Origin of the sequence: Streptomyces xantholiticus (assembly GCF_014651015.1) — a bacterium.
In the GTDB taxonomy this organism is placed as follows: domain Bacteria; phylum Actinomycetota; class Actinomycetes; order Streptomycetales; family Streptomycetaceae; genus Streptomyces; species Streptomyces xantholiticus.
This window is the reverse complement of sequence record NZ_BMWB01000005.1, coordinates 85,834-112,829: the sequence shown is the minus strand read 5'-3', so window position 1 is coordinate 112,829 and position 26,996 is coordinate 85,834. Positions and strand designations below refer to the sequence as shown.

General features: G+C 71.3%; 27 protein-coding genes and 1 pseudogene. 14 read left to right on the top strand and 14 right to left on the bottom strand.

What is annotated here, in order from left to right:
- Nucleotides 1-10: 10 nt before the first annotated feature.
- From IE198_RS11045 to IE198_RS11030, 4 genes and pseudogenes are all read right to left on the bottom strand, one after another.
- Nucleotides 11-1,099 (bottom strand): N-acetylglucosamine kinase, encoded by a 1,089-nt coding sequence (locus tag IE198_RS11045; RefSeq protein WP_229833834.1) that lies wholly within the window; start codon nt 1,097-1,099, stop codon nt 11-13.
- Nucleotides 1,096-1,773, bottom strand: a complete 678-nt coding sequence (locus IE198_RS11040) for a uracil-DNA glycosylase (RefSeq protein ID WP_100105949.1) — start codon at nt 1,771-1,773, stop codon at nt 1,096-1,098. The genes IE198_RS11045 and IE198_RS11040 overlap by 4 nt, the downstream gene beginning before the upstream one ends.
- A gap of 167 nt (nt 1,774-1,940) precedes the next feature.
- Nucleotides 1,941-3,026: a WD40/YVTN/BNR-like repeat-containing protein gene (locus tag IE198_RS11035; protein ID WP_189885290.1), complete on the bottom strand. Its 1,086-nt coding sequence runs from the start codon at nt 3,024-3,026 to the stop codon at nt 1,941-1,943.
- A gap of 215 nt (nt 3,027-3,241) precedes the next feature.
- Nucleotides 3,242-4,316: pseudogene (locus IE198_RS11030) on the bottom strand (NADH:flavin oxidoreductase/NADH oxidase).
- A gap of 155 nt (nt 4,317-4,471) precedes the next feature.
- On the opposite strand from IE198_RS11030, the gene IE198_RS11025 reads away from it, so the two are divergent.
- Nucleotides 4,472-4,822, top strand: a complete 351-nt coding sequence (locus tag IE198_RS11025) for an ArsR/SmtB family transcription factor (protein ID WP_189885288.1) — start codon at nt 4,472-4,474, stop codon at nt 4,820-4,822.
- 36 nt (nt 4,823-4,858) lie between these two features.
- Here the strand turns inward: IE198_RS11025 and IE198_RS11020 are convergent, their stop codons facing one another.
- Entirely contained in the window at nt 4,859-6,229 is a 1,371-nt protein-coding gene (locus IE198_RS11020) for an FAD-dependent oxidoreductase (protein ID WP_189885286.1), read from the bottom strand.
- 110 nt (nt 6,230-6,339) lie between these two features.
- Nucleotides 6,340-7,008 carry a DUF305 domain-containing protein gene (locus tag IE198_RS11015; protein WP_189885284.1) on the bottom strand — a complete coding sequence of 223 codons (669 nt, stop codon included), beginning with the start codon at nt 7,006-7,008 and terminating at the stop codon, nt 6,340-6,342.
- 179 nt (nt 7,009-7,187) lie between these two features.
- On the opposite strand from IE198_RS11015, the gene IE198_RS11010 reads away from it, so the two are divergent.
- The gene (locus IE198_RS11010) at nt 7,188-8,708 is read left to right on the top strand and encodes an LVIVD repeat-containing protein (protein ID WP_189885282.1); all 1,521 of its coding nucleotides are present in this window, start codon (nt 7,188-7,190) and stop codon (nt 8,706-8,708) included.
- Here the strand turns inward: IE198_RS11010 and IE198_RS11005 are convergent.
- The 5 genes from IE198_RS11005 to IE198_RS10985 all read right to left on the bottom strand — a co-directional run bounded on the left by IE198_RS11005 (nt 8,687) and on the right by IE198_RS10985 (nt 12,585).
- A complete protein-coding gene (locus tag IE198_RS11005; protein ID WP_189885280.1) occupies nt 8,687-9,337 on the bottom strand; it encodes a TetR/AcrR family transcriptional regulator in 651 nt (216 codons plus the stop codon). The genes IE198_RS11010 and IE198_RS11005 overlap by 22 nt on opposite strands.
- A 150-nt stretch (nt 9,338-9,487) precedes the next feature.
- Nucleotides 9,488-10,192: an HAD family hydrolase gene (locus IE198_RS11000; RefSeq protein WP_189885629.1), complete on the bottom strand. Its 705-nt coding sequence runs from the start codon at nt 10,190-10,192 to the stop codon at nt 9,488-9,490.
- 25 nt (nt 10,193-10,217) lie between these two features.
- Nucleotides 10,218-10,949 carry a phosphatase PAP2 family protein gene (locus IE198_RS10995; protein WP_189885278.1) on the bottom strand — a complete coding sequence of 244 codons (732 nt, stop codon included), beginning with the start codon at nt 10,947-10,949 and terminating at the stop codon, nt 10,218-10,220.
- A 33-nt stretch (nt 10,950-10,982) separates the two neighbouring features.
- Nucleotides 10,983-11,918, bottom strand: a complete 936-nt coding sequence (locus IE198_RS10990) for a M56 family metallopeptidase (RefSeq protein WP_189885276.1) — start codon at nt 11,916-11,918, stop codon at nt 10,983-10,985.
- A 106-nt stretch (nt 11,919-12,024) separates the two neighbouring features.
- Nucleotides 12,025-12,585 (bottom strand): DUF5134 domain-containing protein, encoded by a 561-nt coding sequence (locus tag IE198_RS10985; RefSeq protein WP_189885274.1) that lies wholly within the window; start codon nt 12,583-12,585, stop codon nt 12,025-12,027.
- Between the two features lie 198 nt (nt 12,586-12,783).
- Between IE198_RS10985 and IE198_RS10980 the strand changes: the two genes are divergently transcribed.
- Entirely contained in the window at nt 12,784-13,344 is a 561-nt protein-coding gene (locus IE198_RS10980; RefSeq protein WP_189885272.1) for a GNAT family N-acetyltransferase, read from the top strand.
- A 12-nt stretch (nt 13,345-13,356) separates the two neighbouring features.
- On the opposite strand, the gene IE198_RS10975 is transcribed toward IE198_RS10980, so the two are convergent.
- Nucleotides 13,357-14,040, bottom strand: a complete 684-nt coding sequence (locus IE198_RS10975; protein ID WP_189885269.1) for a glycerophosphodiester phosphodiesterase — start codon at nt 14,038-14,040, stop codon at nt 13,357-13,359.
- A 384-nt stretch (nt 14,041-14,424) separates the two neighbouring features.
- Here IE198_RS10975 and IE198_RS10970 point away from each other — a divergent pair, with 384 nt between their 5' ends.
- The 5 genes from IE198_RS10970 to IE198_RS10950 all read left to right on the top strand — a co-directional run bounded on the left by IE198_RS10970 (nt 14,425) and on the right by IE198_RS10950 (nt 19,033).
- Nucleotides 14,425-15,822, top strand: coding sequence for a DUF6421 family protein (locus IE198_RS10970; RefSeq protein WP_189885267.1), 1,398 nt, complete (start codon nt 14,425-14,427; stop codon nt 15,820-15,822).
- A 26-nt stretch (nt 15,823-15,848) separates the two neighbouring features.
- A complete protein-coding gene (locus IE198_RS10965; RefSeq protein WP_189885627.1) occupies nt 15,849-16,604 on the top strand; it encodes an SDR family NAD(P)-dependent oxidoreductase in 756 nt (251 codons plus the stop codon).
- The gene (locus tag IE198_RS10960) at nt 16,583-17,662 is read left to right on the top strand and encodes a threonine aldolase family protein (RefSeq protein WP_189885265.1); all 1,080 of its coding nucleotides are present in this window, start codon (nt 16,583-16,585) and stop codon (nt 17,660-17,662) included. The genes IE198_RS10965 and IE198_RS10960 overlap by 22 nt, the downstream gene beginning before the upstream one ends.
- Nucleotides 17,663-17,743: 81 nt before the next feature.
- Nucleotides 17,744-18,319, top strand: coding sequence for a transglutaminase-like domain-containing protein (locus IE198_RS10955; RefSeq protein ID WP_189885263.1), 576 nt, complete (start codon nt 17,744-17,746; stop codon nt 18,317-18,319).
- A gap of 21 nt (nt 18,320-18,340) precedes the next feature.
- Entirely contained in the window at nt 18,341-19,033 is a 693-nt protein-coding gene (locus tag IE198_RS10950) for a B3/B4 domain-containing protein (protein WP_189885261.1), read from the top strand.
- A 3-nt stretch (nt 19,034-19,036) separates the two neighbouring features.
- Here IE198_RS10950 and IE198_RS10945 read toward each other — a convergent pair whose 3' ends face one another.
- Nucleotides 19,037-19,759 carry a lysophospholipid acyltransferase family protein gene (locus tag IE198_RS10945; RefSeq protein ID WP_189885259.1) on the bottom strand — a complete coding sequence of 241 codons (723 nt, stop codon included), beginning with the start codon at nt 19,757-19,759 and terminating at the stop codon, nt 19,037-19,039.
- Between the two features lie 258 nt (nt 19,760-20,017).
- Here IE198_RS10945 and IE198_RS10940 point away from each other — a divergent pair, with 258 nt between their 5' ends.
- From IE198_RS10940 to IE198_RS10920, 5 genes are all read left to right on the top strand, one after another.
- Nucleotides 20,018-20,344: a TlpA family protein disulfide reductase gene (locus IE198_RS10940; protein WP_189885257.1), complete on the top strand. Its 327-nt coding sequence runs from the start codon at nt 20,018-20,020 to the stop codon at nt 20,342-20,344.
- Between the two features lie 196 nt (nt 20,345-20,540).
- Nucleotides 20,541-21,047, top strand: coding sequence for a flavin reductase family protein (locus IE198_RS10935; RefSeq protein WP_189885255.1), 507 nt, complete (start codon nt 20,541-20,543; stop codon nt 21,045-21,047).
- A gap of 196 nt (nt 21,048-21,243) precedes the next feature.
- Complete coding sequence (locus IE198_RS10930; RefSeq protein ID WP_100105931.1) at nt 21,244-22,029, top strand: electron transfer flavoprotein subunit beta/FixA family protein; 786 nt, start codon at nt 21,244-21,246, stop codon at nt 22,027-22,029.
- Between the two features lie 56 nt (nt 22,030-22,085).
- Complete coding sequence (locus tag IE198_RS10925) at nt 22,086-23,048, top strand: electron transfer flavoprotein subunit alpha/FixB family protein (protein ID WP_189885253.1); 963 nt, start codon at nt 22,086-22,088, stop codon at nt 23,046-23,048.
- A gap of 172 nt (nt 23,049-23,220) precedes the next feature.
- Nucleotides 23,221-24,510, top strand: coding sequence for a DUF6986 family protein (locus IE198_RS10920; RefSeq protein ID WP_189885252.1), 1,290 nt, complete (start codon nt 23,221-23,223; stop codon nt 24,508-24,510).
- 255 nt (nt 24,511-24,765) lie between these two features.
- Here the strand turns inward: IE198_RS10920 and IE198_RS10915 are convergent, their stop codons facing one another.
- On the bottom strand, nt 24,766-25,842 hold the full coding sequence (locus tag IE198_RS10915; protein ID WP_373299824.1) for a LacI family DNA-binding transcriptional regulator: 1,077 nt from the start codon (nt 25,840-25,842) through the stop codon (nt 24,766-24,768).
- 130 nt (nt 25,843-25,972) lie between these two features.
- On the opposite strand from IE198_RS10915, the gene IE198_RS10910 reads away from it, so the two are divergent.
- The gene (locus tag IE198_RS10910; RefSeq protein WP_189885248.1) at nt 25,973-26,932 is read left to right on the top strand and encodes an ROK family protein; all 960 of its coding nucleotides are present in this window, start codon (nt 25,973-25,975) and stop codon (nt 26,930-26,932) included.
- Nucleotides 26,933-26,996: the final 64 nt, after the last annotated feature.

Here is a 26,996-nt window from a genome sequence, read left to right as displayed (position 1 = left end):
GGTTTTGTCGTCACGGCTGTTCGGGGAGGGGGCGGTGGAGTGCCGTCTGTCCCTTTTTATCCGGTTGGATCTTGCGGTGGGTTTGCCGTGTTCCGTCCGGTACGTGCAGCAGTGTCGGATGGACCGGCAGGCGCAGGTCACCGGCGGCCAGGGCTGCGGCGAGGCGCAGCGCCCCGAAGAGCGGGTCGCCGTCCGCGGGCACCTGACGGGCATGGGGCAGTTGCTCGGCCAGCTCGGCCCGCAGCGGTCGAAGGAGCGGCTCGCCGAGTTTGAGGAGTCCGCCGGTCAGGGCGACTTCGCAGCCGTCGGGTGCTTCGTCCGCCGACGGGCACACCGCTGCGGCCGCCTCGGCGATGTGGCCCGCGGCCCGCGCGAGGATGCCGGCTGCCACCGGATCGTGATCCGCGCACCGTGCGACTTCAGGTGCGAAGGCGGCGAGCACCGCCGGCCGGTCGGAGCGGGGGTACACGATTCCCGGCAGCTCCGGGGCGGCGCCGAGTACCGACTCCATACGCTCCAGCAGTACCGTGGAGCCCCCTCGCCGGCCGTCGTGGGCGCGCAGCGCGGCCTCGAGGCCCGCTCTCCCGATCCACGCGCCGCTTCCGCAGTCGCCCAGCAGGTGACCCCATCCGTCGGCCCGGCGCCAGACGGCGAGGTCGGTGCCCAGGGCGATCATTCCGGTGCCGGCGGCCGCGACCGCCCCGGGCCGGCAGCCCAGCGCCCCCGCATAGGCCGTGACCGCGTCGGCGGCCAGGCCGAGCCGCCGCACGCCGAGCGCACTCTCCAGCGCGGCAGGCAGCTCGGCGCGCAGCCGTCCGCCCAGCGTGCCCATGCCCGCCGCACCGATCACCACGGCGGACAGCGGGCCGGCACCTGCCCGCTCCAACAGGTCCCGCGCCATGGGTACCAGCTGCTCCAGCATGTGCGCGACGTCGATCCCGGCGTCGCCCGTCCGCACGGGTTCGCGCGAGTTGGCGGTCGCGGCGTACTCCCGCACCGGCGGGCCGGCGTCCGCCCGCGGGCCCGCAAGGTCCCCGGCTTCGGCCAGCGCCGCCCGTACTCCGGAGCCGCCGGAGTCGACGCCGAGGACCCAGCTCACGGCAACCGCCAGTCGACCGGCTGAGCGCCCTGGCGCAGCAGCAGGTCGTTCACGCGGCTGAAGGGCCGCGAGCCGAAGAAGCCGCGGTCCGCCGACATGGGCGAGGGGTGCGACGACTCGATGGCGGGCAGGTCGCCGAGCAGCGGGCGCAGATTGCGCGCGTCGCGCCCCCACAGCACGGAGACCAGCGGCTTGCCCCGCGCGGCGAGCGCCCGGATCGCCTGCTCGGTGACCTCTTCCCAGCCCTTGCCACGGTGCGCCCCGGGCTTGCGGGGCGCGGTGGTGAGCGCCCTGTTCAGCAGCAGCACCCCTTGAGCGGTCCAGGGGGTGAGGTCCCCGCTGGCGGGCCGGGGGTGTCCCAGGTCGGCGTGCATCTCGCGGAAGATGTTGTCCAGGCTCGGGGGCCAGGGCTGGATCTCGGGCGCCACGGAGAAGCTGAGGCCGACGGCATGGCCCGGCGTGGGGTAGGGGTCCTGGCCCACGATCAGGACCCGCACCTCGTCGAACGGCTGCTGGAAGGCCCGCAGCACATGCTGCCCGGCCGGCAGATAGGTGCGCCCGGCGGCGATCTCCGCACGCAGGAAGTCGCCCATGGCGGCGATGCGTTCGGCCACGGGGGCGAGCGCATCGGCCCACCCCGCCTCGACGATTTCCTTCAACGGTCGTGCAGTCACGGGCGGTTGTCTCCAGGAGCTGGTCGTCAATCCAGCAGGCGCCGGCCGTTGCCGGGTCACCTGTACGGCGGCAGCATCCTATGGGGCGGGCCCGACACCGCGCGCACGAAACGGTTCCGGCCCGTCGCCGGCGACGCCCGGCCCGTCGCCTGGAGGGCGCTCGGGCGTCACTTCATGACGGCCGCCCTCACGCACAGCACATCGGGCAGGTGCGACGCCAGCAGCTCCCAGCTGTCGCCGTCGTCCGCGCTCGCGTACACCTCGCCGTTGCGGTTGCCGAAGTAGATCCCGGCAGGATCCGCATCGTCGGTGCACAGGGCGTCCCTGAGCACCGTGCCGAAGTGCTCGCCCTCGGGAAGGCCGGCCGAAAGGGCCTGCCAGCTCTCGCCCGCGTCCTCGGTGCGGTAGACCCGGCAGCGGCGCCCGGCGGGGACACGGTCGGAGTCGGCGGTGATCGGGAAGACATAGGCGGTGTTCGCGCGGTGCGGGTGGGCGGCCACCGCGAAGCCGAAGTCGGACGGCAGTCCGGCCCCGATGTCGGTCCACTTCGCCCCGGCGTCGTCGCTGCGGAACACGCCCCAGTGGTTCTGCAGATAGAGGCGGTCCGGATCGACAGCGTCCTGAGCGATCTTGTGGACGCACTGGCCGAATTCCGGATTCGGGTCGGGCAGGAAGACCGCCGACACCCCTTGGTTGGACGGTGCCCAGCTCTCGCCGCCGTCACGGGAGCGGAACACCCCGGCGGTGGACACGGCCACCGTCACGGCCCGCGGGTCCCGCGGGTCGGTGACCACCGTGTGGACGGCCTCACCGCCGCCCCCGGGCACCCACTGCGAGCGCGTCGGATGGTCCCACAACGGTCTGACCAGCTCGAAGCTCTCGCCACCGTCCTCCGAGCGGAAGAGCGCCGCGGGCTCTGTGCCCGCGTAGACCACGTCGGGCTCCGCCTCGGTGGCCGGGTGCAGCTGCCAGACCCGCTCCAGCGAGGCACCGGTGTCCTTGGGGAACTTGACCGCCGGCCTCTCCGGCTCGACCCAGGTCCTCCCCAGATCGTCGGAGTGGAAGACGGACGGGCCCCAGTGGGCGCTGTCGCCGCCGACCAGCAGCCGCGGGACGGCGCGGCGACGGTCGATACCGATCGAGTAGACGGCCTGCGCATTGAAATGCGGGCCGGTGAACTCCCAGCCACCGCCGCTCCTGCGGCCGATGAAGAGCCCTTTGCGTGTGCCCACGGTGAGAAGAACATCGGTCATGGCCCGCTCCTTCCAGACGCCTTTGTCCCGGTTGGGCCAGTCTGCACCCGGCCACCGACAGTGGCCCGGCAGGACGCTCTGCGCCCGGTCCGGCCCGGCAATGGAAGTACAGACCTCCCGCGGGGCCGGAACTCATCGGTGGCGCAGACGCGACTTCGGGGCGGCGCGGACGCGGGCGGCGCGGACGCGACTTGTCGGCGGTGCGGACGCGGTGCTCAGAGCGAGCGGTGGTACTGCTGCGGCACCCGCACCTCGTCGCCCAGCGCGCGTGCGGCGCGGCGCGCCCACGAGGGGTCGCGGAGCAGTTCTCGGCCGAGCAGCACGGCGTCGGCCTCGCCGTTCGAGAGGATCTTCTCCGCCTGCTCCGGCTCGGTGATCAGGCCGACCGCGGCGACCGGCAGGCCGGTCCGGGCCTTGACCCGCGCGGCGAACGGGACCTGGTAGCCGGGACCGGCCGGGATCCGTACGCCTGCGGCGTTGCCGCCGGTGGAGACGTCGAGGAGGTCCACTCCGTGTGCCTTGAGCAGGGGCGCGAAGCGGACGGTGTCCTCCGGTGTCCAGCCGCCCTCCTCCAGCCAGTCGGTGGCGGAGATGCGGGAGAACAACGGCAGTTCGTCGGGCCACACCGCGCGCACCGCGTCCACGACCTCCAGCGCGAAGCGCACCCGGTTCTCGAAGGAGCCTCCGTAGACGTCGGTGCGGTGGTTGCTGTGCGGCGACAGGAACTCACCGATCAGATAGCCGTGGGCGCCGTGGATCTCCGCCACCCGGAAGCCGGCGTCCAGTGCGCGGCGGGCGGCGTCCGCGAAATGCCCGCTCGGTGATCTGTTCCCCCGTCAGCTCGTCGGGCACGGCGTACCGCTCGTCGAAGGGGATCGGGCTGGGCCCGAGCGGCCGCCAGCCGTGGTCCTCGGGCCCCACCGGCGCGCCGCCGTTCCAGGGGCGGTCGGTGGACGCCTTGCGGCCGGCGTGGGCGAGCTGGATGCCCGGCACGGTGCCCTGGCTCTCGAGGAACGCGGTGATACGCCGGAAGCCTTGGGCCTGGGTGTCGTTCCAGATGCCGAGGTCGGCCGGGGAGATGCGCCCCTCGGGGCTCACCGCGGTCGCCTCGACGAGGATCAGTCCGGTGCCGCCTGCGGCGCGCGCGGCGCAGTGGGTGAAGTGCCAGTCGCCCGGCACCCCCGCGTCGGGGCCGAAGGCCTCGGCGCTGTACTGGCACATCGGCGCCATCCAGACACGGTTGGGGATGGTCAGCGATCGCAGGGTGCAGGGCTCGAACAAGGCGCTCACGAGGGGCTCCATTCGGTACGGGGCCGGCTTGCGTGCTCGTGCGATAGTCATCGTAGTACGGGACATGTCAAACTACGAGGGGCGTCTAACTACGTCGATCGCCGAACTACGAGGAGTCTCGTACCATGGGTTCCCCCGGACGAAGCGGAGCCGACGTGACCACCGTGACCAGCCCCCGAGTGCTCGCCCACCCGGCTCGTGACGAGATCCGCCTGGAGGACGTGCTCCACGCCCTCGCCGACCCCATGCGGCTGCGAGTCGTCCGCGAACTGGCGGCCGTCGACGCCGATCTGAGCTGTTCCGACGTCGAGCTGCCCGTCACGAAGTCGACGACCACCCACCACTTCCGCGTGCTGCGCGAGAACGGCGTGATCCGCCAGACCTACCGGGGCACGGCGAAGATGAACGGTCTGCGCCGGGACGACCTCGACGCGCTGTTCCCCGGCCTGCTCGACCGGGTGCTCGAAGCGGCACAGAGCCAGGAGCGCCGGCTGGCCGGCCGCTGACACCCCGGCCGGGCAACGGGGACCGGCGCGAGCAGGTCAGCGGGTTGCGTCCGGGCGGTCCGAAGCGGCTGCCTGTGCCGCGTCCAGCAGCCCCGTCCAGTCCGGGATCTTGACGCGCGGCCTGCCCAGCGTGCGCCCCAGCGCCGTCTCGGCTTCCTCGATCGCGAGCCAGCCCGGCCACCTGACCGGCCGGTGCCCCGCCGCCCACAACGCGGCCTCCGGATCCGCGGCGACCTGCCGCTGCCCGAGCGCCGCCGCGTCCTCGAGCAGTGAGTTCACGGTTTCCTTGGCGCACGGCCGGTTGGTACCGATCACTCCGGTCGGACCGCGCTTGATCCACCCCGCCACGTACTCGCCGGGTGAACAGGACCCTTCACGCAGCACCCGTCCTGCCGCATTCGGCACCACCCCGCGATCGGCGTCGAACGGCAGCCCCTCCGTCGGCACGCCCCGGTACCCCACTGCCCGCAGCACCAGCTGCGCCTCGATCACCTCGTACCGTCCGGTGCCGCGTACGCCGCCGCTGCCGTCCGGCGCCGTCCGCTCGAAGCAGACCCCGCCCACCCGTCCGTCACGCTCCAGGAGCTCCACCGGCCGGAGGAAGAAGCGCACATGGACACGGCGCGGCCGGCCCTGCGGCGGCCGGGCGGCCCACTCCCGTACGACCGTCAGATTGCGCCGCACGATCGCGGGCACGGCGGCCGGATCGGCGTACGCGGTCTCCAGGGCGAGGTCGGCCGGGTCCACCAGGACGTCCGCCGAAGGCAGGGCGCCCAGCTCGCGCAGCTCCTTGGTGGTGAACTTGGCTCCCGACGGTCCCCGTCTGCCCACCATGTGCACATCGCGCACCCGGCTGGCCGCAAGCGCCCCCAGCGCATCCTCCGGTACGTCCGTGCCGCGCAGCTCGTCCGCGCCGCGCGCGAGGATGCGTGCGACGTCGACCGCCACATTGCCGACGCCGATGACGACGGCCGTGCGCGCGCCGAGGGTGAAGGGCTCCGGCGCGGCATCGGGGTGGGCGCTGTACCAGGAGACGAAGTCGGTGGCCGAGTGGCTGCCGGGCAGGTCCTCGCCGGGGATGCCGAGCCTGCGGTCCCTGGCGGCCCCCACGCAGTAGACCACCGCGTGGTAGAGCTCCAGCAGCCTCTGCGGACCGAGGCCCCGCGCGCCCACCTCGACGTTCCCCAGGAACTCGATCCGGTCGTCCTCGAGTACCGTGCGCAGATTGTTCTGCAGCGACTTGATCTTCTCGTGGTCGGGAGCCACCCCGTAGCGCACCAGGCCGTACGGGCAGGGGAGACGGTCCAGGATGTGGACCCGGACGTCGGGCACGGCGGACTGCTCGACGAGGGCCTGGGCGGCGTAGACGCCGCTGGGGCCCGATCCGACGACGGCGATGCGAAGCACGGGCGCGCTCCTTCCCGCGGGGGGAATTCCAGCATCGCACCGCAGTGCCCGGCTGGGGAGCCTCCCGCCCGGGTGTCCTGCGCGTGTCTCCGCTTCGCGCCCGCTGTCCGTCACATCTCCCGCATCCGGCCGATCTCCGCGGTCTGCTGGGCGATCACGTCGTTGGCCATCTCCTCGACCTGGACGTTGTTCCCCTCGAAGAGCACATCGGCGGCCATGGTGACGGCCCCCTGGTGATGCGTGATCATGAGTTTCAGGAAGAGCTCGTCGAAGGCGCCGCCGTCCGCCTCGCGCAGCTGCTCCAGCTGGGCTTCGGTTGCCATCCCGGGCATCGCACCGTGGTCGTGCCCGGGGCCGCCCGTCCGCTTCTCCCCGCCGTTGTTCTTCAACCAGCCGCGCATCGCGTCGACCTCCGGCTGCTGTGCGGCGGCGATCCGCGCCGCGAGCCGCTTCACCCGGGCCGACGCCGCGCGGTCGGGGACGAGGGAGGTCATCACCAGCGCCTGCTCATGGTGTTCGATCATCATCTGCGCGTAGCCGAAGTCCGCCGAGTTGGGGCTGTCGTCGGGTGCAGCCCTGGCCGCCTCCTCCGGGGACAGTGTCCTGGCCGGCTCGCCCGGTTTCCCCGGTGCCACTACGGAAGGCGGCCGGGCCGCACCGTCCGCCTTGTCGGGGCCGTCGGACCCCGACTCGCAGGCGCCCAGGGCCAGTACGGCCGCGGCGGCCGCCGTGACAGCGGCGGAGCTGCCAAGTCGCGCGGTCCATGGACGGTTCGACAAGGGGACCTCCTGGTGAACTCGCGCCTCTCGGACGGCTGTTCTCACTTACTGCGCATGTGTCACTGATCAGAAACCTCGATTTCGTCCGGGTTGCCATCTGTTGAAATGTGCATGCTAGGCAACATACTGCCGGGGTCCGTGAACCGTTCAACCACGAACGGCTACCAGGGGAGGACGCAGTGATCCTGTTGCACACCACCCGAGTGCGGCGCAGACGACTGGGTGTCGCCGCCGCCGCGGCCGGACTGCTCGCCACGATGCTGGCGGCGGGCCCGGCGGTCGCCACACCCGATCCGGGTGACGCCCCCGCCCGGGAGAAGGTATCCGCGGACCAGGCCGCCCAGACCCGGTCGGCGATCCGGAACGGCGAGATACCCGCTGTGGACCAGGTGGTCCACAGCGACAACATCGAGCACCTGGCCAACATCCCGAAGGATGCGCTGCCCGGCACCAACTCCGACCTGGCATTCCAGGGCCGGTACGCCTTCGCCGGCAACTACGACGGCTTCCGCATCTTCGACATCGGCAACCCGAAGCAGCCCAGGACCGTTTCGCAGGTCCTGTGCCCGGGATCGCAGAACGACATCAGCGTCTCCGGTGATCTGCTCTTCCTGTCCACCGACTCCTCACGGAGCGACAACTCCTGCAACAGCACCACCCAGCCGGCGACGGAGAAGTCGTCCTGGGAGGGCATGAAGATCTTCGACATCAGCGACAAGCGCAACCCGAAGTACGTCGCGGCGGTCGAGACGGCCTGCGGCTCGCACACGCACACGCTGGTGCCGGAGCGGCGGAACGTCTACGTGTACGTCTCCTCGTACTCGCCCAACGCCGCCTTCCCCGACTGCCGGCCGCCGCACGACGGGATCTCCGTCATCAAGGTGCCGCGCGAGTCGCCCGAGGAGTCGGCGATCGTGAACTTCCCGGTGCTGTTCCCCGGCGAGGGGCCCGACGGCGGTGGCAACCCGGGCTCGCCCACCAATCCGGGCGTCTCCAAGACCACCGGCTGCCACGACATCACCGTGCTGCCCTCCGAGGACCTGGCCGCGGGTGCCTGCATGGGCGACGGCATCCTCCTCGACATCGAGAACCCGGAGCAGCCGAGGGTCATCGACCGCGTCCAGGACAACGTCAACTTCGCGTTCTGGCACTCGGCCACCTTCAACCAGAAGGCGAACAAGGTCGTCTTCACCGACGAGCTCGGCGGTGGCGGTGCGGCCACCTGCAACGCCGAGATCGGTCCGAACCGCGGCGCCGACGGCATCTACGACATCGTCGGCAAGGGGAGGAAGAGCAAGCTGGTCTTCCGCAGCTACTACAAGATTCCGCGCCACCAGGCGAACACCGAGAACTGCGTGGCCCACAACGGCTCGCTGATCCCGGTCAGGGGCCGCGACATCATGGTCCAGGCCTGGTACCAGGGCGGAGTCTCGGTCTGGGACTTCACCGACTCCGCCCACCCGAAGGAGATCGCCCACTTCGAGCGCGGCCCGCTGAGCGACACCACCATCTCCACCGGTGGTTCCTGGTCCGCGTACTACTACAACGGCTACATCTACTCGAACGACATGGCCAAGGGCTTCGACGTCCTGAAGATCAACGACCGCCGGACCGACGCCGGCGAGCGGGTGCGGATGCACGAGCTCAATGTGCAGACGCAGCCCGACTACTTCGACCGTCACGGCCGCTTCGACGACTGATCCGGCATGTGACCAGGTGCTCCGCCGGGCGGGAGACCGCCCGGCGGGACGCCGAGCTCCCAGTCCAGGCCGTACCGCTGGAACAGCTCCGCCCGCAGCCGTGCGTGAGGCATCGGCACGCCGGGCAGCAGCACGGCGAAGACCGCCCCCATCAGCAGCGCCCGCAGCAGCGGGTAGTCGGTGTCCACGTCCCGCGACCCGTAGCGCTCCAACGTGTCCCGCAGCAGGGCGGCGAGCCGCTGCTGTTCCGGGCACTGCACGAAACCGTCGGCCTGCAGGATCCCGGCCATGTGGGTGCGCAGCAGCATCGGGTGGTCGGCCGCCAGGCCGAGAACCGCGTCGATGGCCCGGGCCAGCAGCTCCCGGCCGTCGTCGGTGCGCGGCTCGCGCACCAGCGCCGCCTCGAGCGTCAGATGCATCAGCCGGTGCACGGCCGACTGCAGCAGCTGCCGCTTGCCGGGGAAGTAGTACGAGACCAGGCCACGGGCGGAACCCGCCCGGTCGGCGATGTCGCCGAGTGTCGTCGCCTCGTAGCCGCGCTCGTCGACCAGCTCCACCGTCGCCTGCAGAAGCCGCTGGCGAGAACGCCGACGAAGCTCTTCATTGACCGATGCGCTTCGCGGGGACATGCTTGACTCCTGCGTTGACTGGCTCCCAGCCAATATACTCAGCGCGTCCGTCCTGCGGCCCTCGGGGCCGGGGGCGGCGGATGGTGCTGCCTGAACCGGGCGACGCGGGGGATCGTCCGGTTCGGGTGGCTTTTCTCTGCTTTCAGTCTGCTACGGAGCAGGCTCACGGTCGACGAGCCCGAGCACCGGGAGGAGCCCCGCGGGCCGCTTGTGCACCGGCAGATGATCCACGAAGTGGACGGCGCAGCCCAGTTCCGCGGCCCCGCCGTCGGCGCGGCGGTTGTCGCCCACCATCAGTACCTCCCGCGGATCGCGCCCCAGCCCTTCGCACGCCGAGCGGAACAGCCGCACATCCGGCTTCTGCACGCCGTGCTCGAACGACAGCGTGTACGTATCGACCAGCTCGTCGAAGCCGTGGACACGGAACACCGGTCGCAGGTCCCAGCCGATGTTGCTGACCACGCCGACGTCGACGCCCCGCTCGCGCAGGCCGCGCAGCACCTGAGCCGCGTCCGGATACGGGCTCCAGGCCACGGGCGCCATGTGGCGGTCGTAGAGCGCGTCGTACAGGCCGTCCTCCGGCAGCGGCACCTCGCGCGCGAGACCCGTGTACGCGGCCCGGTGCCGGTCCATGTCCGTGTCGCGTACCGCCCACACCTCCGACAGATGGTCCGGTATTCGCAGGGGTGCGGGGCCGCCCGGCAGCGCCCCGGCCGCCGCCAGCCGCCCGGCGCACTCGGCGAGTTCGCCCTCGGACAGGGACAGGGCGCGCTCCCGAAGCACCGCACGAAGCCAGTCGTGGGTGGACTCGACGCGGAAGAGCGTCCCGGAGAAGTCGAAGAGAACCGTCTTGATCGCCATGGCGTCGATCTTCGGCCGGTCAATGACCGCGGGACAAGGCCACCCGCCGGTAGGAGGTCACGGCGAGAGCGACGACACACACCCCGAGAAGCCAGCCGCCGACCACGTCGGAGGGCCAGTGCACCCCGAGATAGAGCCGGGTGAAGCCGACGCCGGCGACGGAGACGCCCGCGGCCGCCAGGCACCACGCCCAGGTCCGCCCGGTCGCGCCGCGCTGCCTGCAGAGCCACAGCAGCAGCCCGCAGGTGACCACGGCCGTCATCGCGTGGCCGGAGGGGAAGGCCGCGTAGTGAGCCGAGTCGACCGGGTCGGGCCACTGGGGCCGCTCGCGCCCCACAAGTGCCTTCACGCCCTGCTGGAGGGCGGTGCCGACGGCAGTGGTCACCGCCACCCACAGTGCGAGCACGCGCTCGCGGCGCAGCCACAGCCACACTGAGGCCGCCGCGGCCAGCAGCCGCATCGTCACCGGGTCCCACACCCAGTCCGTCAGTACCCGGTTGACCTGCGTGAACGTCGGTTCGGCCACTGCGGAGTCGTGGAGCGCGTTCACGACCGCCCGGTCGAGGGACATCAGCGGGGACCAGCCCAGGGCGACCGTCACCAGCAGCAGAGCGCTCAGACCGGCGAACACGGTGCAGGTACGCACGGGGGTGGCGGCCGCCGTGCGTGAGGACCGGCCGTCGGGCGCGGAACCGGGCGGGGTGTCCTTCGTCCGGTTGGCGTCGGGGTGCGCGGAGTGGGGGGAAGACATGAACCGATCCTGTCCCCTTCCGTGGCCCTACCGCTATCCCAGCGCGCGCAGTCCCGGCACGAACGCCACCAGTAGCGGAACCACCGGCACCAGGGCGGCGGCGGCCGTGAGGCGCAGCCGGCGCCCCGCGGTGAGCCGGGGGACCGGCGTCAGCAGCCGGTCGACGCGCCGTGGCAGCTCCGCCCCGGGCGTCGGGCACGGGCCGAACACCCCGCGCTCCTCGTTCAGTTCGACCAGGGCCAGCGCGATCGTCAGCCGGCCGAAGCGCCGCGAGGCCACGTCGTCCGCGGCCAGTTCGACCAGCCGGTGCATCTCGTCGCGGAACGCCGCGAACACCGGGATCTGCGGAAACCCGTTGGCCAGGGCCGCGGAGCAGTGCAGCAGCCAGTCGTGCCTGGCCCGCGCATGACCCTGCTCATGGGCCAGCACCGCCTCGAGCTGACGACCTTTCAGACGCCGCAACGCGGCGGTGGTGACGACAAGTCGGGGGGCAGCACCCGGCATCCACCAGGCATCGGGCCGCTCGGCCTCCAGGACGACCAGAGACCCGATGCCCGGCACCTCGCCCGGCATCAGGGGTGAGCGCACGAGCAACTCGGCACGCTGCCGCTTGCGCCGGACGTGCGCCCGGTGGACTTCCGTCGCCAGCATGGCCCCGGTCCACAGGCCGCCGCACGCCAGGATCACCGCCAGCACCGCGGACCACGGCCCGTTCGGACCCAGCGCGTACGCCTCCATGACGCCGTGGGGCGCCGACGCGAAGACGTGCCCGCGTACGAATTGCCAAGCGGCGGCGGCACTGAACGTCATGGACAGGGCGAACGACAGCAGTACGGCGGCGACCACGCACTGCCACACCCACAGGGCGACGACGGGCTCGCGGTCCGGCCAGTCGGCACGCGACACGAGGCGCGGGGCGACGACGGCAGCCAGTGCGCCGAGCAACAGCAGCGCGAGCGAGACCATCATGGACAGCAGCCTATGAGCGCGGAGCTACCTGCGGGTATGCCCGGACGCGTCAAGTGACGCATACCACGGTTCGAATCAGGCCCCGCAGCGGCCGGTTCCGGCCGGTTCAGAGCGTGAGCAGCATCGTCAGCATAGCGATTGCCATCGAGACTCTGCAGGCCGGCACCAGCTCCGGCCGCCCGGACGGTGGACCGGGCGATGCCCGCACCCCGGCCGTCCCGCCGCCGGCGGCCATCGGTATCAGCCGGGGCCCGGAGCGGAGCACGTACACGGTGAAGTAGAGGAGCAGCGCGCCGGTGAGCAGCGGGATGCCGCCACCGGCGGTGTGTGCCCCGTGGCCTCCTCCCGACGCCGTCGCCAGCGCCATGTAGACCATCGCGAGGCAGCCGACGAGATGGTGCACATGGCGGCCGCCGTGGCGGAGCGGCCACACCGCGCGCACGGCGGCCGCGCCGAAGACCGCCGTGTACGCCACCCAGTGCCATCGCGGCAGGGTGAACACCGCGGCGGGCACGGCCATCGCAGCCATGCCGAAACCCATCAGCGCCTCCCCGCCGGCAGCCGCTCCGGCCGGCCCCGGGCAACTGCGCATCCGCACCAGGCAGTACGCCCCGGTCGCGGCGCACAGCATCATCAGCAGCCAGCCGGGCAGCGCGGCTCCGTGCACGGCGTACCTCCCCCTCGTGCCGGGGTCGAGCGTCGGTCGAGGAGTCGATGCCCACCGGCCGCTCCCGTACGCGAGCGCACGGGAGTACAGGGGGAGCGCGAGGAGGCGCGAGTGGCAGGGCCCGATCCCGCACGGAGCGTCCCGGCGGGCCGCGTTAGTCTCGGGGCGACGGCACCCAGTGGAACGGAGAACGGCTCGATGGACACCGCCCCGCCCCAGGACTCCGGCGAGATCACCCTCACCTACCGAGACGCGGCGGAGGCCGACGTCGACGTGCTCGTCGCGCTGATCGAGTCGGCGTACCGCGGTGACTCGAGCCGCGGGGGCTGGACCACTGAGGCGGACATCCTCGATGGACAGCGCACCGATCCGCAGGGCGTGCTCGAGGTCATCACCACACCCGGCAGCCGTCTGATGATCGTCGAGCGGGACGGCGTGGTGATCGCCTGCTGCCAGCTGGAGCACCGGGGCGAGGCGGCCTACTTCGGCATGTTCGCGGTGCGCCCCGAGCTCCAGGGTGCGGGCCTCGGCCGCCGGATCATCGCGGAGGCCGAGCGCAGCGCCCATGAGACGTGGGGCGTGACGCAGATGCACATGACGGTGATCTCCGTGCGCGAGGAGCTGATCGCCTGGTACGAGCGCCGCGGATATCGCCGTACGGGCCGGACGAGTCCGTTCCCGTACGGCGACGAGCGCTTCGGCATACCGCAGCGCGAGGATCTCGCCTTCGAACTGCTGGTGAAGGACCTCGTCCGATGATCTTGCCGGTCGTCAGGCCGTGAAGCGGCCGGTGCGCCGGATCTCGGGGTAGTCGGTGGTCGCGCCGTCGAGCTCGAGGGCGCGCACCAGCCGCAGATGATCCTGTGTGTTGACCACCCAGCCGATCACCCGCAGACCCTCCGCATGCGCGTGCTCGACGGTCTCCAGCGTCAGCCTGCGGATGTTCAGCGCCAGGCAGCGGGCGCCCACCGTCTTGGCGCGGTCCACGATGTCGGCGCCCCAGCGGCTGGCGATCAGCACCGTGCGCACGCCCGGTACCAGCGCCGAGATCTCGGCGATCGCGTCGTCGTGGAACGAGGACACCTCGACGCGCGGCACAAGATCGCGCCTGCGCATCACCTCGGCGAGTGCGCGCGCAGCGGCGACGTCCTTGATCTCCGCCTGCAGCGGGGACCGCACGGCGTCCAGGACCTCCTCGAACACCGGCACCCGCTCGCCGCCGCCCGCGTCGAGCTGACGCAGTTCGTCGAGCGTCATCTCGGCGATCGGGCCCTTGCCGTCGGTCGTGCGGTCCACGTCGGCGTCGTGCATGACGGCGAGCGCGCCGTCCTTGCTGAGATGCAGATCGAGTTCGATGGCGTCCATGCCGGCCTGTTCGGCGCGGACGAAGGAGCGCAGGGTGTTCTCCGGCTCGACGCCCATGACCCCGCGATGACCGATGGTGAGGAAAGTCAAGATTCTCTCGCTTCCGTCGACGGCGGCTCCCGCGGGCGCGGCACGGCACCCGGCGGTAACGACGCAGCCTAACGGCCTCTCCCGCAGACGGAACCGCTCGCGCGCGGGGTGTCCGGAAGCCGCACACCGGCCTGGTCCCCGCCGTACGGGCCGCCCGGCAGCCGGTCACATCACCCGCGGGTGGGCGTGGCCCCGCGCGGCTTGACGTGGACGGCTGGTCGCCACGGCAGAAGCACCGATGCGGCCGTGACGCTACTCTCTCGCCGCAAAAACTCCGGCGATCACGGGGGTCTCGCAGGATAATTTCCCAAGCCGTCACTTGTGGCGGAGAACCGGGCATGGATACGGTGTCGTGACGAGAGGTTCTCCCGTGGAGGAAGTGACATGACGGAAATTCTTGTGCAGGACGTGGCCGTAGGGGGCATATCCTGCGCCGACCGGGTGGTCGACCACCCCAGTTGGCCGTTGCTCAAGAACGCCGTTGAAGAGATCCGCCCCTGGCAGTCCAAGGACGGCTCGATCGACTTCGAGGCGGAGAACGCACCCGACCGCGCGGCGGCCGAGGCCGCCGTGGACCGGGTGATCACCGCGGTGGAGGACCTCTCCCCGCTGCTCCCGCACGACAAGGCCTACCATCAGACCCTCGTGGCCGACCTGCGCAAGTGGGCCGCCGGCGGCTTCGAAGTGCCGGACTTCCTGGACTCGCTGCTCGCCTTCCACCCGGCCGCCGACCGCGAGGACGGACTGCAGCACCTGGTCGTCTTCCCGATGTACACGCAGAACGGGAACCCGGACCGCAACCTCGAGGCGGTCGTCCTCAAGATGGTGTGGCCCGAGTGGCTCTCCGAGCTGGAGCGCACCCGCTACGACAACCCGCTCTTCTGCGGCATCACCTTCGAGGACTTCACCGCCGGCTACGACACCAACTCCGCGGTGCTCTTCCCCGAGACCATCGCCGTACGCGAGGCCCCCGAGCGCTTCACCTGGGGCGGTATCTTCTGCGACCGCGAGGCCGCCCGCTTCCGCGCCGTCACCGAGGAGGCCGTGCGCGTCCTCGGCCTCGAACTGCCCGACGACATCCGTGAGATGGTCGCCGACCAGCAGCGCTGCGAGCAGGCCTTCGTGCTCTGGGACATGGTCCACGACCGCACCCACAGCCACGGCGACCTGCCGTTCGACCCGTTCATGATCAAGCAGCGCCAGCCGTTCTGGATGTACGGCCTGGAGGAGCTGCGGTGCGACCTCACCGCCTTCAAGGAGGCCGTGAAGCTGGACGCCGAGGGCAACCGCCACGGCCGTGACGTGCAGTACGCCGTGCTCTTCGACCGGATGTTCCGCTTCCCCGTCTCCGGCGACCGGGTCCGCAACTACGACGGCCTCGGCGGCCAGCTGCTCTTCGCCTACCTCCACAAGCACGACGTCGTCCGGTGGACCGACAACACGCTGAAGATCGACTGGGACCGTGCCCCGCAGGTCACCAACCAGCTCTGCGGCGAGATCGAGCAGCTCTACCGCGACGGCATCGACCGCCCCAAGCTGGTCCACTGGTTCGCCGCCTACGAACTGGTCTCCACCTACCTCGCCCCGCACCCCGGGTCGCGCTGGGCCAAGGGTCCCGACGCTCTCGACCTGACCCAGCCGCCGCGCAAACTCGTGGACGATGTGCTTCCTGACGAGTTTCCGCTGAGCATGTTCTATGAGGCGCTCTCCAAGAAGCTGAAGAACGTGATCGCCTCCGCCAAGGGGATCACCGCCGCTTCCGCTCCGGGAGCTGCCGCGTGAGCTCTCGCACCCAGGAGGCGACGACCATGAACAGCAACGGCAGCGGGGCCCTGGAGGGCGCAGTCATCGCGGTGGCCGGCGCGGCCGGCCCGGCCGGACGGGCCACCCTGCTCAGGCTGGCGGAGGCCGGCGCCGTCGTCGTCGCCTCCGACGCCGACCCGCAGCGGCTCGCCGAGGCCGTGGACGCCGCCCGTTACGCCCACGGCGGAGCCACGGTCACCGGTGACACCGTCGACCTCCTCGACCTGGCAGCGGCCCGGGAGTGGGCCGACAAGACGGAGAAGGAGTTCGGCCGGATCGACGGGCTGGTCCACCTGGTGGGCGGCTGGCGCGGCAGCGCGTCGTTCGCCGAGACCAACCCCGCCGACTGGGAACTGCTGGAGAAGCTGCTGATCCGTACCGTCCAGCACACCTCGCTGGCCTTCCACGACGGTCTGCAGCGCAGCGACAAGGGCCGCTATCTGCTGATCAGCGCCGCGGGTGCCAGCAGGCCGACCGCGGGCAACGCCGCGTACGCCGCCTCCAAGGCCGCCGCGGAGGCATGGACTCTCGCGCTCGCCGACGCCTTCCGCAAGGCGGGGGGCGAGGAGGGCCCGACGAGCGCGGCTGCCATCCTGGTCGTCAAGGCACTGGTGCACGACGCGATGCGCGCCGAGCGCCCGAATGCGAAGTTCGCGGGCTTCACCGACGTGACGGAACTGGCCGATGCCATCGCCGGAGTCTGGGACCGGCCCGCCCGGGAAGTGAATGGACAGCGTCTGTGGCTGACCCCCAAGCCGTGAGGACCGACGCACGGCGCCACCATGACCCGGCCCTGCGCGGGTTCGCCAGCGACAACTACGCGGGAGCCCATCCGGAGGTCCTCGCCGCGCTCGCCCTCGCCAACGGCGGCCACCAGGTCGCCTACGGCGAGGACGAGTACACCGACCACCTCCAGCGGGTCATGCACAGCCACTTCGGCCCGACGGCCGAGGCCTTCCCGGTCTTCAACGGCACCGGCGCCAACGTCACCGCGCTGCAGGCGCTGACCGACCGCTGGGGCGCCGTGATCTGTGCCGAGACGGCGCACATCAACGTCGACGAGGGCGGTGCGCCGGAGCGGATGGGCGGCCTGAAGCTGCTGACCGTACCGACACCGGACGGCAAGCTCACGCCCGAACTCATCGACCGGCAGGCATGGGGCTGGGACGACGAGCACCGGGCCATGCCCCAGGTCGTTTCGATCACCCAGAACACCGAACTGGGCACGGTCTACACCGTGGACGAGGTCCGTGCCATCACCGAGCACGCGCACGCCCACGGTATGAAGGTCCATCTCGACGGAGCGCGGATAGCCAACGCCGCGGCGTCGCTGAACGTCCCGATGCGGGCCTTCACCAACGCCGTCGGCGTCGATGTGATCACCTTCGGGGGCACGAAGAACGGCATGCTCTTCGGCGAAGCGGTCGTCGTCCTCAACCCGGACGCGGTCAGCCATATGAAGCATCTGCGCAAGCTGTCGATGCAGCTCGCGTCCAAGATGCGGTTCGTCTCCGTGCAGTTGGAGGCGCTGCTCGCCAAGGACCTGTGGCTGCGCAACGCCCGCCACTCCAACGCCATGGCGCAGCGGCTGGCGGACGGCGTGAGCTCGGTCGACGGGGTGGAGATCCTTCACCCGGTGCAGGCCAACGCGGTCTTCGCCCGGTTGCCGCACGACGTGAGCGAGCGGCTGCAGAAGCGGTTCCGGTTCTACTTCTGGGACGAGGCCGCCGGCGATGTGCGCTGGATGTGCTCGTTCGACACCACGGAGGAGGACGTGGACTCCTTCGTCCAGGCGCTCAAGGAGGAGCTGGCGCGCTAGCGTCGTCAACTGCTGCATAGGTATGCGGTCGATCGAAAAATCATTGACTGTCGGTCGGTCGCATTCCTATGCTCGCTCTCCATGGAGCTCATCCAGCAGAACCCCGATCTGTCCGCTTACTTGGCGGCCGATGAAGCCGTCGATCACCATCACCCGCTGGTGCGCGCGATTGCGCAGCGCCTGGCCCGACGGTCCTCGGATTCATATGTATACGCCCAGGCCGCCTATGAATTCGTCCGCGACGCCATCCCGCACTCGCATGACGCGGGAGAGATGCGGGTGACGTGGCGGGCCTCCGATGTGATCGAACACCGCACCGGGATCTGCTACGCCAAGTCCCACGCGCTTGCTGCCCTGCTGCGCGCGGAGGACATCCCGACCGCGCTCTGCTATCAGCGGCTGGACGGCGTGGTGCACGGTCTGGTCGCCGTGCGCCTCCGTGGTGCCTGGCATCGGCAGGACCCGCGGGGCAACAAGCCCGGTGTCGACGCCCAGTTCTCCCTCGACGGCGAACGACTGGCCTGGATGCCGGATCTCGAGTCCAATGAGATGGACTATCCGGTACTCTACGATGCACCGCATCCTGTGGTTCTGCGAGCCCTTCAGCAGGCCCCCGACCGCGCGCACCTGTGGAAGACGCTCCCGACCGCACTCTGAACAGCCCGAGGGATCCAGGCGATGACTCTCCAGCTCACCGTGTCCGACGACGTACGTGCCCTCGCGCCCGGCTTCACACATGTGGCCGTCGAGGCGCACGGGATCGCAGGCGGCCCCAGCAGCCACGACAGTTCGGCGCTCCTCGACGACGCCGCCCGTCGGCTCGCGACCCGCCTCGGCGGACGCGCGCCGCACGAGGACCCTCACATGGCCGCCTGGCGCGAGGCGTACACGGCCTTCGGTGCCAAGCCCTCCCGTAGTCGCAACTCGGCGGAGGCGCTGGCCAGGCGGGCGCTCGCCGGCGGCGGACTGCCCCGGATCAACGTCCTGGTCGACCTGTACAACGCCATCAGCGTGGCGCATCTGATCCCCGTCGGCGGCGAGGACCTCGACCGCATCAAGGGCGGCATGCGGCTGATGAGGTCCACGGGCGAGGAGCCGTTCGCCACCGTGGCGGGCGGCGAGAAGGTCGTGGAGCACCCGGAGGCGGGTGAGGTCGTCTGGTGCGACGACGAAGGCGTCACCTGCCGGCGCTGGAACTGGCGCCAGGGTGTACGCACCCGTCTGACGGAGGACTCGGTGAACGCCCTGTTCCTTCTCGAGGGCATGGGCCCGACGGCGGGCGGCGAGCTCGAGACGGCAGCCGCCGAACTCGCCGAAGCCCTGGAGAAGTCGAGCCCCGGGGCGCGGATCACCGTCCACGCCCCGCAGTAGCCGTCAGCTTGCCTCGCGCACCTCGGCCGGTGTCGGCGCCGTGCCGCCGAGGTGGGCGGGCACCCACCAGGTGTCGGACGCGTCCCGGGGGCGCACCGGATAGGCCCGCTGCGCCGCCTCGAGCAGCTCCTGCACCCGTTCGCGCAGCCGCCGGGTGATCGCGCCGGCGTACTGGTCGGCGGGCGCCTCGACGGGCTCGCCGACCCGGATCGTCACCGGGATGTGGGAGCGCTTGAAGTTGCGCGGCCTTCCTTTGGTCCACAGCCGCTGCGTACCCCAGAGCGCCATCGGGATCAGCGGCACGCCCGCCTCCTGCGCAAGCCGCGCCGCACCCGACTTGAACGACTTCAGCGTGAACGACTGGGAGATCGTCGCCTCCGGGAAGACGCCGACGATCTCGCCCGAGCGCAGCGAGTCCAGGGCGTGCGCATACGCCGCCTCGCCCTGCCTGCGGTCCACCGGGATGTGCTTCATGCCCCGCATCAGCGGGCCTGAGATCTTGTGCCGGAAGACCGACTCCTTCGCCATGAAGCGCACCAGGCGCTTCTGCGGCAGCGCGCCGAGGCCGGTGAAGATGAAGTCCAGGTAGCTGATGTGGTTACTGACCAGCACCGCTCCGCCGGTGCGCGGAATGTTCTCCGACCCCTGAGTGTCGATCTTCAGGTCGAGCGCCTTGAACATAGTGAGAGCGGCGCCGATGACCGGCCGATAGACGAGCTCTGCCATGGAGGGAGGACCCTTTCCTCGTGCCCGGGGAGGGTTCCTCCCGGCGAAAGTTACGCAGCCGTAGGTTTTCGGCTTTGGGGCGATCGTGCCCCATGTGCGCCGTGCTGACCAGCCCTGGCGGCCCGCGGGCGCGAGATTCTCGTCACGTCGGTGCCGGGAACCCGGCGGCCGGTGGCTCCGGCGGGAATCCTTGTCGAGCCGTGAACGCTGCATTTCACGAAGCTGAACCGCAGGACGGGACGAGAAGGGGACACCACGGTGCGCGCTCACGACGGACAGTCGCGGCTCGGCGAATCGGACCTGGGCGCGGCGCTCGGCGAGCGGGCCACCCTCGTCCAGTTCTCCACCGCCTTCTGTCAGCCCTGCCGGGCCACCCGGCGCACCCTCGCCGATGTCGCCGCCATGGTCGATGGAGTCGTCCACGTCGAGCTCGACGCCGAGGAGCGCCTCGCCCTGGTGCGCCGGTTCGGCATCGTCAGGACACCCACCGTGCTGGTGCTCGACGCCGCTGGACGGATCGTCACCAGAGCGGCCGGCGCGCCCCGCAAGGCCGATGTGATCGCCGCGCTGGGGCGCGCGGTGTGACGCCAGTGACCCTGGTCGCACCTGCCGGTGCGCACTTGACTGTGCACGGCAAGTATCGAGAGGCTGAGCCCCGTGCCTCCAGTCCTCCTTCTCCACGGGCGGGTCCATGTCGACCTCGGCCGTAACGCGAGCGCGCGCTGTCCGGCTGTACACGCAGTCGCAGCCGCCTAGTTCGCACACCCAGAAGGAATTCTCGATGACGGCATCCCCCGAGCTCGCCACCACCCGGCTCGCCTCTCCCGACCTCCTGCGCTCCGTCTTCCGGCAGCACGCCGCCGGCGTCGCGGTGATCACCGCGAGGGGCCGGCGCCCGGTCGGATTCACCGCCACCTCGCTCACGTCCGTCGCCGCGGAGCCGCCGCTGATCTCCTTCGGGGTGGGGACCGGCTCCTCCAGCTGGCCGGTCGTCGCGGAGGCCGAACACATCGGTGTCCACATACTCGGGGAGCATCAGCAGGAGTTGGCGGCCACCTTTGCGCGCAGCGGCGCCGACCGGTTCGCGCCGCCCACCGGTTGGCACACGGGTCCAGAGGGAGTCCCGGTGCTCGACGGCGTGCTGGCGTGGATGGTGTGCCGTGTCGTGGCGAGGGTGCCTGCGGGGGATCATCGCATCGTGATCGCCGAGGCGGTCGTCGGTGATCCGGTGGGCGGCGGCCGCCCGCTGCTGTACCACCAGGGACGTTTCACGGCGCTGGCCGACTGAGCTGTGCGGGGGCAGCGGCCATGCCGTTGTCAAGGTCACAGTCCAAAGCGCTTGCTTAGCGGGAACACACTGGGTGTACTGACGAGTAATATTTCGGTCGGAGCGCGTGCCCGCCCCGACCGGGATCCGCCCCATCGGACGCCTATGCTGCGTTCACAAGGCAGTCCAGTAGAGACGATGCAGTAGGAGAGCCGGCGTGAGCCTGAGGATCGTTGTCTGTGTGAAGTACGTGCCCGACGCCACCGGCGACCGGCACTTCGCCGATGACCTGACCGTCGACCGCGACGACGTCGACGGCCTGCTGTCGGAACTGGATGAGTACGCGGTCGAGCAGGCGCTTCAGATCGCGGACGAGGCGGACGACGCCGAGGTCACCGTGCTGACCGTCGGCCCCGAGGATGCCAAGGACGCGCTGCGCAAGGCGCTGTCGATGGGTGCGGACAAGGCCGTCCACGTCGAGGACGACGACCTTCACGGCACCGACGTGATGGGTACCTCGCTGGTGCTGGCCAAGGCGATCGAGAAGACCGGATACGACCTGGTCATCGCCGGTATGGCCTCCACCGACGGCACCATGGGTGTGCTGCCGGCGATCCTTGCCGAGCGTCTGGGCGTCCCGCAGGTCACGCTGCTCTCCGAGGTCTCCGTCGAGGACGGCACCGTCAAGGGCCGCCGTGACGGCGACACCGCGTCCGAGCAGCTGGAGGCGTCCCTGCCGGCCGTCGTGTCCGTGACGGACCAGTCGGGTGAGGCCCGCTACCCGTCCTTCAAGGGCATCATGGCCGCCAAGAAGAAGCCGGTGGAGTCCCTGGACCTCGACGACCTCGAGATCGACGCCGAAGAGGTCGGCCTCGAGGGCGCCTGGACCAAGGTCGACTCGGCTGCGGAGCGCCCGGCCCGCACCGCCGGCACGATCGTCAAGGACGAGGGCGAGGGCGGCAAGCAGCTGGCCGAGTTCCTGGCCGGCCAGAAGTTCATCTAAGGCTTCGGCCACCAACCGCCCCCTTCATACTTCGCAAGCAGGAGAGAAGAAGTCCCATGGCTGAAGTTCTCGTCTACGTCGACCACGTGGACGGTGCCGTCCGCAAGCCCACCCTGGAACTGCTGACGCTGGCCCGCCGCATCGGCGAGCCCGTCGCCGTCGCCCTCGGCTCCGGCGCCGAGAACACCGCGGCCGCGCTCGCCGAGCACGGCGCGGTGAAGGTCCTGACCGCCGATGCGCCCGAGTTCGCCGACTACCTGGTCGTGCCGAAGGTGGACGCGCTGCAGGCCGCGTACGACGCCGTCTCCCCGGCCGCCGTGCTCGTCCCGTCGTCCGCGGAGGGCAAGGAGATCGCGGCCCGTCTCGCGGTCCGTATCGGCTCCGGCATCATCACCGACGCCGTCGACCTCGAGGCCGGCGACGAGGGCCCGGTCGCGACGCAGTCCGCGTTCGCCGCCTCCTTCACCACCAAGTCCCGTGTCTCCAAGGGCACCCCGGTCATCACGGTCAAGCCGAACTCGGCCCCCGTGGAGGCCGCGCCGGCCGCCGGCGCCGTCGAGGCCCTGTCGGTGTCGTTCTCCGAGAACGCGACCGGCACCAAGGTCGTCTCGCGCACCCCGCGTGAGTCGACCGGCCGTCCCGAGCTGACCGAGGCCGCGATCGTGGTCTCCGGCGGCCGTGGTGTCAACGGTGCCGAGAACTTCGCGATCATCGAGGGGCTCGCCGACTCCCTCGGTGCGGCCGTCGGCGCCTCGCGCGCCGCGGTCGACGCCGGCTGGTACCCGCACACCAACCAGGTCGGCCAGACCGGCAAGTCGGTCTCTCCGCAGCTGTACATCGCCTCCGGCATCTCCGGCGCGATCCAGCACCGCGCCGGCATGCAGACCTCGAAGACGATCGTGGCCATCAACAAGGACGCCGAGGCCCCGATCTTCGACCTCGTCGACTACGGCGTGGTCGGCGACCTGTTCGAGGTCGTCCCGCAGCTGACCGAAGAGGTCAAGTCCCGCAAGGGCTGATCTGCAGGTTCTTCACGGCCCGGGGCCGCGCGGTGATCATCACCGCGCGGCCCCGGCCCGTTTCGGGGGACCATTGACGCGACTCGGTACGGGCCGTTAATTTCATTCAACAGAATGTTGATTCCGCTGGTCGGAAAGCGGCAACGTCGAGAAGTGACGGAGGGTGTCGGACATGGGTCAGCAGGAGAAGGTGGCGACGAGCCTCGCCGGGGCGGTCAGTGAGGGCATCAGCGCCTCCCTCGCCCCGGTGGACGCCGAGCTCGCCCGCCGGTACCCGGGAGACCCCGGCACCCGCCAGCCCGTCCACACCCTCTACGTACCCGGCGACGCCTTCGCCGCGGACACCGTCCGATCCTGGGGCGAGCAGGCCCTCTCCGCGCTCGACGAGCACGCGCCCGACGCCGCCACCCTCGCGCGCGTCCTCGGCCTGGCCGACGAGCTCGCCGAGCCGGTGTACACGCGGGTGCGGGCCAAGCTGGAGCGCGAGCCGATCGAGGACCTGCGGATCGACTTCGAGGACGGCTACAGCGGCTCCGACGAGGATGCCGACGCGGCCCGCGCCGCGCGGCTGGTGTCCGAGGCGTACGAACGGGGCACCGCCGCCCCGTACATGGGCATCCGCATGAAGTGCATGGAGGCCGCCGTACGCGACCGGGGCATCCGCACCCTCGACATCTTCCTCACCGGCCTGATGGAGCACGGCGGTCTGCCCTCGGCACTGGTCCTGACGCTGCCCAAGGTCACCTACCCGGAGCAGGTCACCGCCATGGTGCGACTGCTCGAGGAGTTCGAGAAGGCCCGCGGTCTGGAGCCCGGCCGCATCGGCTTCGAGATCCAGATCGAGACCAGCCAGTCCATCCTCGGGGCCGACGGCACCGCCACCGTCGCCCGCATGATCGACGCGGCCGAGGGGCGCGCCACCGGACTCCACTACGGCACCTTCGACTACAGCGCCTGCCTGGGCGTCAGCGCCGCCTACCAGGCCGGCGACCACCCCGCCGCCGACCACGCCAAGGCCGTCATGCAGGTCGCCGCCGCCGGGACCGGCGTACGGCTCTCCGACGGCTCCACCAACGTCCTGCCCGTCGGCACCACGGAGAAGGTCCACGACGCCTGGCGGCTCCACTACGGCCTCACCCGCCGCGCCCTGGCCCGCGCCTACTACCAGGGCTGGGACATGCACCCTGGCCACCTGCCGACCCGCTACGCCGCCGTATTCGCCTTCTACCGCGAGGGCTTCGAGCAGGCCGCGGCCCGTCTCGCCGCCTATGCGGGCCACGTCGGCGGCGACGTCATGGACGAGCCCGCCACCGCCAAGGCGCTCGGCTCCTACCTGCTGCGAGGCATCGACTGCGGCGCCCTCGACCCGGCGGAGGTCGCCCGCCTCAGCGGCCTCACCCGCGCCGACCTCGACGGCTTCGCCCGGCCCCGGCGCGGCGACCTGACCGCCACGGCCGGGTGACCGCGGCAGCCGGCTGACAGCGGGCATCGGCCCTCCTGCCGCCCCTCGGCGGAGCCGCTCTGACCGCCGGTGGCCGTGCCCATGGAGCGGGCGACCCCGTGCCTGCGGTGCTCGACGATGCGCCCTACCCGTCGCAGGGCTTCGCGCCGGGGGCGCCGGCGGTGCGGCAGGATCGGCCCGGCGCGAACGGTGTGACGGCAACTGTGTGACGGCCCGAGCATCTGTCCGGCCCGGCCCGGCCCTGTCGTCGGCCGGTCAGTCCGAGGGCGGGATCTCGCCCGAGCCGCGCGGGATCAGCACCGTCTCCAGCGCCACCTGCGTCGGCTCGTCGTTCGCACCGTCGAGCCTGCGGAACAGCCGCTCCGCCGCCGTGCGCCCCAGCGTCGCGGCGTCCTGGGCTATGACGGTGATGCCGAGCAGGTCCGCGAGCTCGATGTCGTCGAAGCCGACGAGCGCGACGCGCCGGTCCTGGCCGGCGAGGACCCGTACCGCCGTCACCGTCACGCGGTTGTTGCCCGCGAAGATCGCGGTGACCGGTTCCGGCCCCGACAGGACCGCCGTCACGGCCTTCTGCACCCGCTCGGGGGCCGTCGAGCCGAGGGCGACCCACGAGTCGTCGATCTCGAGACCGGCGTCCTCCATGGCCACCCGGTAGCCGCGCAGCCGCTCCACGGCGGTGTGGATGCGAGGCTGGTCGCCGATGAACGCGATACGGCGGTGGCCGTGCGCGATCAGATGCGCCACGCCCGCCCGTGCGCCGCCGAAGCTGTCGGAGAGCACCACGTCCGCGTCGATCCGGCCGGGCGGGCGGTCGACGAAGACGGTGGCGATGCCCGCCTTGATCTCCGGTTCCAGATAGCGGTGGTCGTGCCCGGCCGGGATCACGATCAGGCCGTCGACCCGGCGGGCACACAGGGCGAGTGCCAACTCCTGCTCGCGGTCCGGGTCCTCGGCGCTGGAACCGTTGATGAGCAGTGCCCCGTGGGCCCGGGCGACCTCCTCGACGGCGCGGCTCAACGGTCCGTAGAACGGGTCGGCGAGATCCTCCAGTACGAGACCGATGGAGGCGGTGCGGCCCTTGCGCAGCACCCGGGCGCTGTCGTTGCGCCGGAAGCCGAGGGACTCGATCGCCTCCTGCACCCGGCGCTCGGTGTCGGGCGTGACGCCCGGTTCGCCGTTGACCACGCGCGACACCGTCTTCAGCCCGACGCCCGCACGTGCTGCGACGTCCTTCATCGTGGGCCGGTTCCCGTAGCGGGGCTCGGGGCCGCGGGGGCCGCCGGGAGGCGTCGGGGGACGGGGCGAATCGGCCACGGTGCGCTGTCCTGTCATGGTCTCGGCGGTCGCGTTCTTCGTATATGTAACGCGTGGCGTCGAGCATAGGCCCTGGACAACGTTGTCAGGGCAATGGAGACTGTTGGGGAAGCCGCAGGTCCGACACCTCCCGGGGGATCCCGTACCGATGCATACCAGCCTCGTCGCCGCTCTCGACATCGGCGGTACCAAGATCGCCGGCGCGCTGGTGGACGGCAACGGCGCGATTCTTCATCGCGCCCAGCGCCCCACGCCGGCACGTGCGGACGGCGACACGGTGATGCAAGCGGTCGAGACCGTCCTCGCCGGGCTGACGGCCTCCCCGCTGTGGGGGCGGGCCACCGCCCTCGGCATCGGCAGCGCGGGCCCCGTCGACGCCTGTGCCGGTACGGTCAGCCCGGTCAACGTGCCCGCCTGGCGCGGCTTTCCCCTCGTCGACCGGGTGTCGCGGGCCGTCGGCGGTCTGCCGGTCACCCTCGTCGGCGACGGCGTCGCCATGACCGCCGCGGAACACTGGCAGGGCGCTGCCCGCGGCCACGACAACGCGCTGTGCATGGTCGTCTCCACCGGCGTCGGCGGTGGCCTCGTGCTGGGCGGCAAGCCGTACGCCGGACCGACGGGCAACGCCGGCCACATCGGACACATCAGCGTGGACCTGGACGGCGACCCCTGCCCGTGCGGCGGCCGCGGCTGTGTGGAGCGCATCGCCAGCGGGCCGAACATCGCCCGCCGGGCACTGGAGAACGGGTGGCTGCCCGGCCCGTCCGGGGACGCCTCCGCCGCGGCCGTCGCCAAGGCGGCGCGCGCCGGGGACCCGGTCGCGACCGCCTCGTACGACCGTGCGGCCCAGGCGCTCGCCGCGGGGATCGCCGCCACGGCGGCGCTCGTCGAGATCGAGATCGCCGTCATCGGCGGGGGAGTGGCCGGGGCGGGCGAGGTCTTGTTCGCCCCGCTGCGCCGTGCCCTGCGTGACTACGCCACGCTCTCCTTCGCCCAGCGGCTGATCGTGGCCCCCGCGGTGACCGGCACGGACGCCGGCCTGGTGGGTGCCGCGGCCGCTGCGTCGCTCGGTCACGGCGAGACGCCGGTCCCGGCGGGACGGGGCTGACGACCGGGGCGTGCGTCCCCCGGGCCCTGCAAGTGCAGAGGGCGGCGGCCCCGGCCCGGCCGGC

Coding starts and splice junctions, on each gene's coding strand:
- IE198_RS11005 (WP_189885280.1), bottom strand. CDS start 9,337: ATGTCCCCGCGAAGCGCATCGGTCAATGAAGAGCTTCGTCGGCGTTCT.
- IE198_RS10965 (WP_189885627.1), top strand. CDS start 15,849: ATGAACAGCAACGGCAGCGGGGCCCTGGAGGGCGCAGTCATCGCGGTG.
- IE198_RS10995 (WP_189885278.1), bottom strand. CDS start 10,949: ATGTCTTCCCCCCACTCCGCGCACCCCGACGCCAACCGGACGAAGGAC.
- IE198_RS10910 (WP_189885248.1), top strand. CDS start 25,973: ATGCATACCAGCCTCGTCGCCGCTCTCGACATCGGCGGTACCAAGATC.
- IE198_RS10980 (WP_189885272.1), top strand. CDS start 12,784: ATGGACACCGCCCCGCCCCAGGACTCCGGCGAGATCACCCTCACCTAC.
- IE198_RS10990 (WP_189885276.1), bottom strand. CDS start 11,918: ATGATGGTCTCGCTCGCGCTGCTGTTGCTCGGCGCACTGGCTGCCGTC.
- IE198_RS10945 (WP_189885259.1), bottom strand. CDS start 19,759: ATGGCAGAGCTCGTCTATCGGCCGGTCATCGGCGCCGCTCTCACTATG.
- IE198_RS11035 (WP_189885290.1), bottom strand. CDS start 3,026: ATGACCGATGTTCTTCTCACCGTGGGCACACGCAAAGGGCTCTTCATC.
- IE198_RS10915 (WP_373299824.1), bottom strand. CDS start 25,842: ATGACAGGACAGCGCACCGTGGCCGATTCGCCCCGTCCCCCGACGCCT.
- IE198_RS10920 (WP_189885252.1), top strand. CDS start 23,221: ATGGGTCAGCAGGAGAAGGTGGCGACGAGCCTCGCCGGGGCGGTCAGT.
- IE198_RS10950 (WP_189885261.1), top strand. CDS start 18,341: ATGACTCTCCAGCTCACCGTGTCCGACGACGTACGTGCCCTCGCGCCC.
- IE198_RS10970 (WP_189885267.1), top strand. CDS start 14,425: ATGACGGAAATTCTTGTGCAGGACGTGGCCGTAGGGGGCATATCCTGC.
- IE198_RS10925 (WP_189885253.1), top strand. CDS start 22,086: ATGGCTGAAGTTCTCGTCTACGTCGACCACGTGGACGGTGCCGTCCGC.
- IE198_RS10935 (WP_189885255.1), top strand. CDS start 20,541: ATGACGGCATCCCCCGAGCTCGCCACCACCCGGCTCGCCTCTCCCGAC.
- IE198_RS10955 (WP_189885263.1), top strand. CDS start 17,744: ATGGAGCTCATCCAGCAGAACCCCGATCTGTCCGCTTACTTGGCGGCC.